The sequence below is a fragment of the Xenorhabdus cabanillasii genome (genome assembly GCF_003386665.1).
GTDB classification, from domain to species: domain Bacteria; phylum Pseudomonadota; class Gammaproteobacteria; order Enterobacterales; family Enterobacteriaceae; genus Xenorhabdus; species Xenorhabdus cabanillasii.
Map to the genome: position 1 here is coordinate 1561371 of NZ_QTUB01000001.1, position 12156 is coordinate 1573526.

Sequence of the window (12156 nt, forward strand, 5' to 3'; positions counted from 1 at the left end):
TAACCTCCGGCATTAGCCACCAGCAATGGCCTGAAACAGCAGGATATTGTCCCCGTCATTAATCAGGTGAGTATCCCATGCTGAGCGCGGGATAATGGTCTGATTAATGGCTAACGCAGTGCCCGATTGAGTACGCTGTATATGTTCCAGTAACTGTTGTACCGTCATAGGCTTATTCACAGGATTCGGCAGTGTGACTGTTTGATCGTTGACGATGATGTTCATGCGATTTTTTTTCCTGAAACTGTTTTATCTATAAAAGATAATGTTCCGCAGATTGGGCATTGCGGTGATGCAGTCAGCTGTAATGTGCTCCAGCTTTGTTGCCTGCCATCAAACAGCCGTAGTTTTCCACTCAGATGAGAAGAGAGACCGGCCAGCATTTTGATTGCTTCCAGCGCTTGCAGTGTGCCGATAACACCGACGACTGGCCCCAGAACACCAGCAGTCCGACAATTACGTTGCGGCTCTTCCTGATCGGGATAGAGGCAGGCATAACAGCCATGTTGGTAAGGGGGTTCAAACACCATAAGTTGCCCGCTGAACCCCACAGCACTGCCACTGATAAGAGCGGTATTGGTCTCAACACAGGCAGCATTAATTGCATGCCGGGTTGCCATGTTATCGCTGCAATCCAATATCAGGTCGATTTGCCGGACAAGGTTTGTCAGTGACGTTTTATTTTGGCGTTTACTAATAACGGTAAGATTGACAAGGGGATTTAAATCGGCCAATTGCTCTGCCGCCAGAGCCGCTTTTCCGGCGGAAATATCTGCCGTGCGATAGAGGATTTGGCGTTGCAGGTTAGAGATATGTAATTTGTCATCATCTGCAAGATAGAGGTGTCCCACGCCTGCTGCGGCGAGATAAAGTGCTGCGGGGGAGCCTAATCCTCCGACTCCAACAATTAATATTTTGTTTGCTTTTAATTTTTCCTGTCCGTCAGGGCCGATGTCTTCCAGTAACAATTGGCGGCTGTACCGCATAAATTCCTGATCGTTTAACATAGGAGCCTCCGATCATTTCTCTCAACGATCCCTTCAACCATGATTCCTTCAACTAAATGAAGCAATCTGGATGTTGCCTGTCGCCAGTCTTTGGCTTTAGTGATGGCACTGACCAGCGCCACACCCCCGACACCTGTTGCGACCACATCCGGTACACGCTCCAGTGAGATACCGCCGATGGCAACGGTAGGAAATTCTGGCGTGATCTCCACCTGATGTTTCAGTGCGATAAGCCCCTGTGGCGATGATGGCATCTCTTTGGTCGTGGTCGGGAAAATATGTCCCAGTGCGATATAAGATGGGCGCAGAGCTTTTGCCCGTGCTAATTCCTGTTCGTTATGGGTGGAAATACCCAGACGAAGTCCGGCCTGTTGGATGGCCTGAAGATCGGTGATATCCAAATCTTCCTGTCCCAGATGTACACCATAGGCACGGTGTTTGATTGCCAGACGCCAGTAATCGTTGATGAACAGACGAGCGCTGTATTGATTCCCCAGTGTAATGGCCTGCCGGATATCGTCCTCCACTTGCTCTTCGGACATATCTTTGATGCGCAATTGCAGGGTTCTGACACCCGCTTCCAGTAATCGCCCAATCCACATCAGGGAATCCACAACGGGATATAGCCCTAACCGGTGTTCAGTTGGAGCAAAGGATATCGTTTTAAGCTGATTTGACATCGTTGATATCCTCGGTACGGTGATACAGTTCACTGCCATGAACACGGAATTCTTCGGACATCTGTTCCATGCCAGCTTCTTGCTCCAGTTTTGCGGCATAATCTCGCACATCCTGCGTGATCTTCATTGAACAGAATTTTGGCCCACACATTGAGCAGAAGTGAGCAACTTTACCGGATTCTTGTGGTAAGGTTTCATCGTGATAAGCGCGGGCAGTTTCAGGATCAAGCGCCAGATTAAATTGATCTTCCCAGCGGAATTCAAAACGGGCTTTTGACATGGCGTTATCGCGGATTTGTGCACCGGGATGACCTTTAGCAAGATCTGCCGCATGAGCGGCGATTTTGTAGGTGATCAGCCCCTGCTTCACATCCTCTTTGTTTGGCAGGCCGAGATGCTCTTTGGGAGTGACATAACACAGCATGGCACAGCCGAGCCAACCGATCATTGCAGCGCCAATACCGGAGGTGAAATGGTCATAACCCGGCGCGATATCAGTTGTCAGTGGCCCCAGGGTATAGAATGGCGCTTCGTGGCAATGCTCCAGTTCTTCTGTCATATTGCGGCGAATTAACTGCATCGGAATATGCCCCGGCCCTTCTATCATCACCTGAACATCATATTCCCAGGCAATTTTGGTCAGCTCACCGAGGGTATGCAGTTCGGCAAATTGTGCTTCATCATTAGCATCCTGAATGGAGCCGGGGCGCAACCCGTCCCCCAAAGAGAGGGAAACGTCGTAGGCCGCACAGATTTCACAAATTTCACGAAAATGAGTATAGAGAAAGTTTTCCTGATGATGGGAAAGGCACCATTTCGCCATAATTGAACCACCACGGGAAACAATGCCTGTCAGGCGCTTGGCGGTCATAGGAACGTAACGCAGCAACACTCCCGCATGGATGGTGAAATAATCCACACCTTGTTCGGCCTGCTCCAGTAACGTATCGCGGAACATTTCCCATGTCAGGTTTTCCGCGATGCCATTGACTTTTTCCAGTGCCTGATAAATAGGAACTGTGCCGATGGGGACTGGGCTGTTACGTAGTATCCATTCACGGGTTTCGTGGATGTAGCGTCCGGTGGAGAGATCCATCACAGTGTCAGCACCCCAGCGGGTAGACCAAATCAATTTTTCAACTTCTTCTTCGATAGAGGAAGTGACGGAGGAATTACCGATATTGGCATTAACTTTCACCAGAAAATTACGTCCGATAATCATTGGCTCAGATTCTGGATGATTAATGTTAGCAGGAATAATCGCACGGCCGGATGCCACTTCCTGACGGACAAATTCAGGCGTGATGTTATCCGGTAAATTTGCTCCGAAACTTTGCCCTGCATGTTGTTGGAGCAGAATTTCACCACGGATACGTTCACGCCCCATATTTTCACGCAGTGCGATAAATTCCATTTCCGGTGTAATGATATCTTGGCGTGCATAGTGCAATTGAGTCACGCGCCTGCCTTGTTTGGCTTTTAATGGATGGGAACGATGTTTGAAGCGCAGGTGATCCAGTCCGGCATCTGCAAGACGCTGTTGAGTAAAATCAGAACTGAGGATTGCGACAGGTTCAGTATCATTGCGCTCTTCAATCCACGGTTGGCGGATCTTCTGCAAACCAGTTTGTACATTCAGTATGGCTTCAGGATCACCATAAGGGCCGGAAGTGTCATAAACAGGTATGGGTTCGTTTTCCTCAAATTGAGGCTCCTCTTTCGTTCCGCCAATCAGTGTGGGGGATAACTGGATTTCCCGCATAGGAACCTGAATATCTTCGCGTGATCCTGCCAGATAAATACGGTTTGAATTGGGAAATGTCACACCTTGAATCGAACTGATAAATTCCTGTGCTGCATCTCGTTGGGCTTTACGTGGCCGTGCTGGATGGGCTTTAGGTGAGATATTGGTTGCAGGGATAATATCAGCGGTAGAGGTAACGCTGTTGTTGGTAATCGCATTAGACATAGCAAATTCCTGACTGTGTTATCGCCTGTCTCATTGCGCAAATAAACATGACGCTCAGATAGGGCTTAAGTTGAGAAAATTGCTTGTCTGGAGCTCGCAGGGAGTAATGGTTGATTGCTGAATTACGTCATCTGAACAGATTTGTTTGCACAACAACTTATCTGTACCACAAGAAGAAGAACATATCAGCGGGGTGATTACTCTTGTTCCCTTCGCGGGTATTAGCCCGATCAGGTTCTGCGGATCCCGAATAAACGGTCTCAGCCTGTGTCCACCGTGGTGATATAGGGTGAACGCTAGGCACTCCGACAAGAAAACACCCAGAGTATAAAGGGGATTCTGAAAACTGCAACCAGAAAGCGTTAAGCTGAAACCAGAACTAAACCAGAACATTTCGTGTGAGACTGGCTTCCTGGGGTTAATTACTTGACTATAAAGCCCAATTCAATTGTTTCCAGCCATGAGCTTTTGCTGCCGCCCGTAATTGTATATCTGGATTGACAGTAAAGACTTCGCTGGCAAATCGGCACATCGGTAAGTCATTCGCAGAGTCTGTATAAAAATAGATATGTTGTGGCGATAAATTCTGCTCTGCCAGCCATTGTTGTAAACGGACAACTTTTCCTTCCCGGAAGGTAGGGATACCCTGAATGTCTCCGGTATAACAACCATCTTCCATTACCATATCAATCCCCATTGCTGTTTGTACTCCAAATGCAGCAGCGATTTTCTTAACTACAAAAGAAACGGTAGCAGAAATGATGATGACAGGAATGTTTTGATGGTGGTAGATATCTAATTGTTTTCTGGCGGCAGGATAGAAGACAGGTTTGATTTTGGTTTCCACAAAATCGGTCAGCCAGATATCTATTTGCTCATGAGGAATTTGGCTGATTGCCTGTAAGTTGGTCGCCAGATACTCTTGCATATTCAGCTTTCCTGCACAGTAATCCGATATCATTTTCTGGTCTGCCTCTATAAAGCGCGGATCAGTAATGATGCCTTTTTCCCATAAATAACGAGTCCAGAGCTGGCTGGAATCCCCGCAAATCAGGGTATCATCCAGATCAAATACGGCAACCTGTTGTGACATAGTTGTTATTCCTTAATTTAGGATACTTATTGATACCTGCATATTATTGATTGAAAGAAAATCAAACACTTTATTTGCATTAAATGGGTATTCAGAAACGTAATTAATATAACAGATTGCAGACAGAATACGATGAGGAGTATGCTGTACTTATACCAAGATTTAATAACATTTAATTAACATTTCAATGTGGCTATGACACAACATCCGATGCAACAAATGATGGAACCGATGATGCAAAAGAAATTAACAGGCACAGAACGAGGCTGGTGGATTGTCAGCCTTGAAAACAGAGTTTGGCTACCACAAGGGGAATTGCCATCAGGAACAGCCAGTCAGTGGTCATTGCAAGGTTATGTGGCTTACGTTATCGGTGAATGGTCGGGAGAAACTGTTTGGTTGATACGCCATAAGATGGAAGCAGATATGTCTTCTCCTCGTCGGATTGCAGAGCAAGATCTCAGGTTATTTCAACTGGCAGGACGCGGAATCCAATTGGCTGAGTTCTATCGTTCACATCATTATTGTGGTTACTGTGGCCAAGAAATGCAACAGAGTCAGCATGAATGGGCTTGCCTGTGCCAGCACTGTGATGAACATTATTATCCGCAAATTGCGCCTTGCATTATTGTCGGCATTCGTCGCGATGATCACATTCTGCTGGCACAGCATCGGCGTCATCGTAACGGTATCCATACGGTACTTGCCGGATTTGTTGAAGTGGGGGAAACACTGGAAGAAGCTGTGCATCGTGAAGTAATGGAAGAGAGCGGGATAAAAATCCGTAACTTGCGTTATGTTGCTTCTCAGCCATGGCCTCTCCCAAATTCATTGATGGTGGGATTTCTGGCGGATTATGATAGCGGTGAAATTGAACATGACCCTGTCGAGCTTATCAGTGCAGATTGGTATCGTTATGATAACCTTCCTTTGATCCCTAAGTCTGACACGATTGCCCGCCGTTTGATTGAGGAGACGGTTGCATTATGTCGTCAACAGTGATGAGTCAAAACCGTACCAATGCAGGTAAGCGCTGAGCTTTGACAAACTGCCGTTTGGTGTGAGATAGAAGGTTCCAGTTTTCGAGTAAATAAAGTTATAAAAGATCTGCGTTTAAAGGAAGTACGCAGATCTTAACGGATAACACGAGACTTTTGCGACACCCTCACATTGGGCGAAGATTGACGGCGTGTTAGCTAATAATACACCTTATTGTTTTTGTTCCTCCAGGCCTCGGTTTTTCAGCATATGCTTAATACTCGGTGGCTTACCGCGCCAGTTGATATACAGTTTTTCCAAGTCTTCACTATTACCACGTGACAACACCTTATCGCGGAAAAGTTGGCCATTCTCTGCCGTCAGACCTCCGTGTTCGGTAAACCAGGCAAAAGCATCGTCTGCCAGCATTTCTGTCCACAGATAAGCATAATAACCGGCAGCATAACCGCCGCCCCAAATATGCTTGAAGTAGCTGGAACGATAGCGCGGCGGTACGTAGCTGAGATAGATGTTGTCTTGTTGCAGAGACTCGGCTTCAAACTTATCCACGTCCTGTTGTGGCTGAGCAGCGGTCAGCATATGCCAGTGCATATCCAACAATGCGGCTGACAGCAGCTCGGTCATGCTATAACCTTTGTTGAATTTGTCAGCCTTATTGATCTTATCTACCAATGCTTGTGGCATTGCTTCTCCGGTCTGGTAATGCTTGGCATAATGGGCAAACACCTTTGGATCGCGCGCCCAATACTCGTTAAATTGTGATGGAAATTCCACAAAATCACGGGCGGTATTTGTACCGGACAAGCTCGGATATTTCTCATCGGCAAACATACCATGCAAGGTGTGCCCAAACTCATGGAATATTGTGATCACGTCATCATACGACAACAGTGCTGGTTGGCCCGGCGCAGGTTTAGTAAAGTTGGCGACGTTGTAAATCACCGGCTTGGTTCCGATGAGCTTTGACTGATCGACAAAATTATTCATCCAGGCTCCACCATTTTTGTTGTCGCGCTTAAAGTAATCGGTATAAAACAACGCCAACGGCTTTCTGTCTTTATCGAAAACTTCATACACGCGGACGTCGGGCTGATAAACCGGGATGTCTTTGCGCTCCTTAAAGGTAATGCCATACAGCAGATTGGCGGCATAGAACACGCCATTATTCAGAACGTTATTCAGTTCGAAATACGGCTTAATCTGTGATTCATCCAAATCATATTTTGCTTTGCGTACCTGTTCGGCATAAAACGGCCAGTCCCAGGCTTCCAGCTTGAAGCCCCCTTTTTGTTGGTCAATCACCGCCTGAATGTCTTTGGCTTCGCGCTCAGCGCGTGCGGTGGCCGCAGGTACAATATCACGCAAAAATTTCAATGCGGTTTTAGGCGTTTTGGCCATCTGATTTTGCAGTTTCCACGATGCATAATCCGGGAAGCCCAGCAGCTTAGCTTGCTCAGCACGGATCTTCGCTAACCGGGCCAGAGTTTGACGCGTATCATTATCGTCACCTTTTTCAGCTCGGGTCCACGATGCCTCAAATAACGCTTTACGCGTATCGCGATCTTTCAGGTTTTGCAGACTCGGCTGTTGGGTGGTGTTTTGCAATACCAACAGCCATTGTTTGTCTAGCTTACGCTCACTGGCGGCCTGCGCAGCCGCGGCAATTTCGCCATCGGACAGCCCGTCCAGCCTGGCTTTATCTTGAATCGCCAGCGCACCATTTTTGGTTGCCGCCAGCAGTTTGTTGGTAAACTGGGTACTGAGTGTTGCTGCTTCCTGATTCAAAGCCTTTAACTTTGCTTTATCCGCATCAGACAAGTTGGCTCCCGCTAACTCGAAATTTTGATAAGTCACTTCCACCAATCGACGCGATTCTGGATCCAGATTCAACGTCCCGCGCTGCTGGTAAATGGCTTTGATACGGTTGAACAGTCTACTGTTCAGCATAATTTCATCATTCATCGCCGCCAGCTTTGGTGAAGTTTCCTCATTCAGTTTTTGCAGCCCGTTAGTGGTATTAGCCGATGTCATCGCCCCAAATACGTTCATCACCCGTGTCAACATTGCGCCCGATTTCTCCAGCGCGACAAATGTATTTTTAAAATCAGGGGGGGCGGGATTATTGGCGATCTTCTCTACCTCCTTCAGTTTCTGTTTAATACCGGCAGCAATCGCGGGTGCATAGTCTGTTTCTTTTATCTTATTGAACGGAGGAGCCTGGAACGGTAGTACACTTGGGGAGAAGAAAGGATTTTTGTTCTTCTTGTATTGTTGTTGATTAGCCTCACCGGTCACATTCACCTGCTTTATTTGATTACTTGATACGTTCGTGTGGTCAGATCCCAGTTTATTTTCTTCGGCCTGCGCTTGGGTGCCTAGTGCCAAGCCAATAGCCAGTACTAAAGTGGATAAACGCATTAGTCGAAACTCCTTCATGTAAATGGTTATTTATCAATGAAAATGACTTCATAAGCGCTTTGTCACAGTCAATTAACTAATGTAAACCAATTCATCCAACGATTAACTGAAGAGCGTAAAACAATGAAGAGTTATGGCAATGTGAGAAACGGCATTGCCTCCACGTAACACGCGGGTTACATGAATTTAACATCATGAGAGCGATAAGTCGGCGTGCCTAGTCCTTGTTCCGGGTTTTGTGACTCTGCACATAAATTTTTTCATCTGGGGTCGCACGTTATGGGAGATTGGCGCTTGAACATTTATTTATTGGTGGTCAAGACAGAAGTTCGGCTTCCGACGTGTTATCATGCGCGCGCTTTTTGTCGATAATCAAGGGAGCTTGCCATGAATGAGTTGAAAAACGACCGCTATCTGCGCGCCTTATTACGTCAGCCTGTCGATATTACACCAGTATGGATGATGCGTCAGGCAGGACGCTATTTACCTGAATATAAAGCCACGCGTCAGGAAGCGGGGGATTTCATCTCGTTATGCAAAAATACTGAATTGGCTTGCGAAGTCACGCTCCAGCCCCTGCGACGTTTTCCATTGGATGCGGCGATCCTGTTTTCTGATATTTTGACGATCCCTGATGCAATGGGATTGGGGCTTTATTTTGAAGCAGGTGAAGGGCCGCGTTTTCAATTTCCGATCCTTAATCATGCCGGTGTGGAAAAGTTACCTGTCCCCGATCCAGAGATGGAGCTGGGTTATGTGATGGATGCTGTTCGAGCGATTCGCAAAGCGCTAGCAGGACAAGTTCCTCTGATCGGTTTTTCTGGCAGCCCGTGGACACTGGCGACTTATATGGTCGAAGGGGGAAGCAGTAAAGCGTTTACTAAGATCAAAGCCATGATGTATGCTGAGCCCGCGACATTGCATCTACTGCTGGATAAATTGGCAAACAGCGTTATTCTATATTTGAACGCGCAAATTAAAGCTGGCGCTCAATCTGTCATGATTTTCGATACCTGGGGTGGTGTGTTATCTCAGCGTGATTATCAGGAATTTTCGTTGCAATATATGCATAAAATTGTTGATGGATTGATCCGTGAACATGAAGGCCGCCGTGTACCTGTGACTTTGTTTACAAAAGGAGGCGGACAGTGGCTTGAGGCGATAGCAGCAACAGGTTGTGATGCCCTTGGGCTGGATTGGACAACGAATATTGCTGACGCCCGCCGCCGTGTCGGGGATAAAGTTGCTTTACAAGGTAATATGGATCCATCCATGCTATATGCCTCGCCAGCGCGAATTGAACAAGAAGTTTCGACGATCCTACAGGACTTTGGTTCAGGCAGCGGGCACGTTTTCAATCTGGGGCATGGGATCCATCAGGATGTTCCGCCAGAACATGCAGGGGCTTTTGTCGAAACAGTGCACAGACTTTCAGTAAAATATCATCAATAGCCTATGATTGATACGAAGGCATTACGTCAGGAACAGTTAGAAAAAGCACGACAGGTTATCCGTCATGATGCTTTTTCTGCGTCTTTTGTACCGGAGTTCATTGCGGGTGCGGACGTTGGGTTTGAAGAAAACGGTACGATAACCCGTGCCGCCATTGCTATCTTGCATTATCCCACCCTTAAACTGGTAGAATATCAAATCGCAAGGGTGGAAACTGCACTCCCCTATATCCCCGGCTTACTCTCATTTCGTGAATATCCGGCATTGCTTGCAGCGTGGAATAAGCTAGATCTACGACCTAATCTGGTGATGGTTGATGGTCAGGGTATTGCCCATCCGAGACGTCTGGGGGTTGCCAGCCATTTTGGCTTGCTGGTGGATGTTCCGACAATCGGGATAGCTAAAAGTCGCTTATGTGGTGAGCATGAGCCTGTGGGCGAGGCATTGGGTAGTAGTCAGCCGTTGATCGATCATGATGAACAGATTGGTCTCGTATGGCGGAGTAAAAAAAGATGTAATCCACTCTATATTTCCATCGGTCATAAGATCAGTATTGAGAGTGCCATCTATTGGGTTGAGCATTGTATGAAAGGATATAAATTGCCTGAACCGACCCGTTGGGCTGATGGAATTGCCTCAAATAGACCGTTTTTTAAGCAAACAATGCAGAAAAATCTATAATTGAGGCGGAAATATGTGGATATTCTTGATTTTCAGGTAAACTTCGACGCAAATTAAGCATCATGAGTAACAGCTAATGTTAAGAAACCCGATCCATCTGAGGTTGGAGAAACTTGAAAGTTGGCAACATTTGACTTTTATGGCTAGTCTATGTGAGCGGATGTATCCAAACTATCAAGCGTTTTGTCGCCAGACTGAGTTTGCAGATCCTGCGCAATATCGTCGTATTTTCGATCTGGTTTGGGAGACATTAGTTGTCAAAGATGCAAAAGTAAATTTTGATAACCAGCTGGAAAAACTGGAAACCATCATCCCATCAGCAGATAGCTATGATATTTATGGTGTGTATCCAGCGATTGATGCGTGTATTGCATTAGGTGAAGTCATTCATTCGCGTTTGAGTGGTTCAACGTTAGAGCATGCAATAGCCGTCAGTGAAATATCCATCCGTACTGTCGCCATGCTGGAAATGACCCAGGCTGGTAAAGAGATGACAGAGGATGAATTAAAGGCATTGCCTGCCATTGAAGAAGAATGGGATATTCAATGGGAGATTTACCGTTTATTGGCGAACTGCGAAGAACGGGACATAGAATTAATTAAAGGATTAAAGGTTGATCTCCGTGAGTGCGGGGTCAGCAATATCGGCATAAATTTGGAGTGATAAGTCATAAAACGTGACTTATTGCTTGAATTGCCGGATTTAAAGACTTCACATTTGCCCTCACTCTGTTCTACATTGAGGGCGAAAAGAAGTGGCTATCGGTGCGTGTATGCAGGGGTGCTGTCAAATCGGCATATCCGTCGCACTCGATGCTTTGCAAACGATAAACACACTGTAAGGATAATCTATGAATAAGACTGAATTAGTTGATGCAATCGCAGCAGGTGCTGATCTGACCAAAACTCAAGCTAAAGCTGCCCTGGAATCAACTTTGAATGCAATCACTGAATCTCTGAAAAACGGTGATGCAGTGCAACTGGTTGGCTTTGGTACTTTCAAAGTTAATCATCGTGCAGAGCGTACTGGTCGTAACCCACAGACTGGTAAAGAAATCAAAATTGCAGCAGCAAACGTACCTGCTTTCTCTGCTGGTAAAGCACTAAAAGACGCAGTTAAGTAATCGTATTGCGAAAAAAGAAGAGAGAGGGGAGTTCAACGCCCCTTTTGTTGACGCTACAGGGGCTGCTAGCATTGGGGGTTGTCTCACTGCTCAGCGCCTGTTCAGTTCAACCAAAAACTCCAATTTTCAGCGCCAGTGGTTTCATTACCGATGGTGGTGTTATCCGCTTATGGCGCTTGAATGATCAAAACAGTAAACCTCAAGTCATTATGAGTGTTTACAGCCCCTATCATCATAAAAATACTACTGTCTCTTTCTATGAATACCGCCGAGGAAATTTGTGGCAAGTGCGTCGTAATGTACTCAATAATCATCCGACAGAAGAGATCTTGCGGTTGGATAGAGAAGACAACGTTATTTTTATGCAGCGCCAGTTTGATGGCCGACGTGAACAACTCTCCAATGATGACATTATTAGCTTGCAGTTTGATGCTAAGCGGACAGAAGAAATCAGCGATGCTTTAATTGTAGGAGAAGTTAAACTGGTTCAGGGACATTGGCAGAATGGTAAAGTGACTACTTGTGCGGGGAAAAAATTATTTATTGAGTTTGAGCCTCAGGATCGGGTATGGCTCGAAGAAAGGCACAAAAATAGCTATGGTACACTCACAATTGCATGGTTGGAAGCACCAGCAGGGAGGCAGTTATTACTGGTCGCCAATGATGATTTTTGTCGCTGGGAGCCGACGAAAGATAAGCTGTAAGCCTGTACTTTCGTCAGTTCTTTATTTCT

At 46.3% G+C, this 12156-nt stretch carries 12 protein-coding genes and 1 riboswitch; of the genes, 6 read left to right on the forward strand and 6 right to left on the reverse strand.

All coding sequences use genetic code 11. The features are described 5' to 3' along the window. Positions 1 to 12 precede the first annotated feature (12 nt). The 5 genes from thiS to BDD26_RS07525 form a co-directional block, all read right to left on the reverse strand. Positions 13 to 225, reverse strand: coding sequence for a sulfur carrier protein ThiS (thiS, locus tag BDD26_RS07505; RefSeq protein WP_038260688.1), 213 nt, complete (start codon positions 223 to 225; stop codon positions 13 to 15). Continuing rightward, positions 222 to 1007, reverse strand: coding sequence for a HesA/MoeB/ThiF family protein (locus BDD26_RS07510; RefSeq protein ID WP_115826071.1), 786 nt, complete (start codon positions 1005 to 1007; stop codon positions 222 to 224). The genes thiS and BDD26_RS07510 overlap by 4 nt, the downstream gene beginning before the upstream one ends. Then, positions 1001 to 1687: a thiamine phosphate synthase gene (thiE, locus tag BDD26_RS07515; protein WP_115826073.1), complete on the reverse strand. Its 687-nt coding sequence runs from the start codon at positions 1685 to 1687 to the stop codon at positions 1001 to 1003. The genes BDD26_RS07510 and thiE overlap by 7 nt, the downstream gene beginning before the upstream one ends. Continuing rightward, complete coding sequence (gene thiC, locus BDD26_RS07520) at positions 1671 to 3656, reverse strand: phosphomethylpyrimidine synthase ThiC (protein ID WP_115826075.1); 1986 nt, start codon at positions 3654 to 3656, stop codon at positions 1671 to 1673. Before thiC ends, thiE begins: the two co-directional genes overlap by 17 nt. Positions 3657 to 3846: 190 nt before the next feature. Continuing rightward, a riboswitch (TPP riboswitch) is annotated at positions 3847 to 3974 on the reverse strand. A 112-nt stretch (positions 3975 to 4086) separates the two neighbouring features. Next, positions 4087 to 4749 (reverse strand): HAD family hydrolase, encoded by a 663-nt coding sequence (locus BDD26_RS07525; RefSeq protein WP_038260683.1) that lies wholly within the window; start codon positions 4747 to 4749, stop codon positions 4087 to 4089. A 231-nt stretch (positions 4750 to 4980) separates the two neighbouring features. Here BDD26_RS07525 and nudC point away from each other — a divergent pair, with 231 nt between their 5' ends. Continuing rightward, on the forward strand, positions 4981 to 5751 hold the full coding sequence (gene nudC / locus BDD26_RS07530; protein ID WP_115827515.1) for an NAD(+) diphosphatase: 771 nt from the start codon (positions 4981 to 4983) through the stop codon (positions 5749 to 5751). 207 nt (positions 5752 to 5958) lie between these two features. Here nudC and dcp read toward each other — a convergent pair whose 3' ends face one another. Continuing rightward, the gene (gene dcp, locus BDD26_RS07535; RefSeq protein ID WP_038260680.1) at positions 5959 to 8166 is read right to left on the reverse strand and encodes a peptidyl-dipeptidase Dcp; all 2208 of its coding nucleotides are present in this window, start codon (positions 8164 to 8166) and stop codon (positions 5959 to 5961) included. 387 nt (positions 8167 to 8553) lie between these two features. Here dcp and hemE point away from each other — a divergent pair, with 387 nt between their 5' ends. The 5 genes from hemE (at position 8554) to BDD26_RS07560 (ending at position 12127) form a co-directional block, all read left to right on the forward strand. After that, positions 8554 to 9618 carry a uroporphyrinogen decarboxylase gene (gene hemE, locus BDD26_RS07540; RefSeq protein ID WP_115826077.1) on the forward strand — a complete coding sequence of 355 codons (1065 nt, stop codon included), beginning with the start codon at positions 8554 to 8556 and terminating at the stop codon, positions 9616 to 9618. A gap of 3 nt (positions 9619 to 9621) precedes the next feature. Continuing rightward, positions 9622 to 10299, forward strand: a complete 678-nt coding sequence (gene nfi / locus BDD26_RS07545) for a deoxyribonuclease V (RefSeq protein WP_038260675.1) — start codon at positions 9622 to 9624, stop codon at positions 10297 to 10299. A 76-nt stretch (positions 10300 to 10375) separates the two neighbouring features. Continuing rightward, on the forward strand, positions 10376 to 10963 hold the full coding sequence (locus tag BDD26_RS07550; RefSeq protein ID WP_038260672.1) for a YjaG family protein: 588 nt from the start codon (positions 10376 to 10378) through the stop codon (positions 10961 to 10963). A 187-nt stretch (positions 10964 to 11150) separates the two neighbouring features. After that, positions 11151 to 11423: a nucleoid-associated protein HU-alpha gene (gene hupA, locus BDD26_RS07555; RefSeq protein ID WP_010848914.1), complete on the forward strand. Its 273-nt coding sequence runs from the start codon at positions 11151 to 11153 to the stop codon at positions 11421 to 11423. Between the two features lie 5 nt (positions 11424 to 11428). After that, a complete protein-coding gene (locus tag BDD26_RS07560) occupies positions 11429 to 12127 on the forward strand; it encodes a DUF1481 domain-containing protein (protein WP_084766417.1) in 699 nt (232 codons plus the stop codon). The last annotated feature ends 29 nt before the right edge of the window (positions 12128 to 12156 follow it).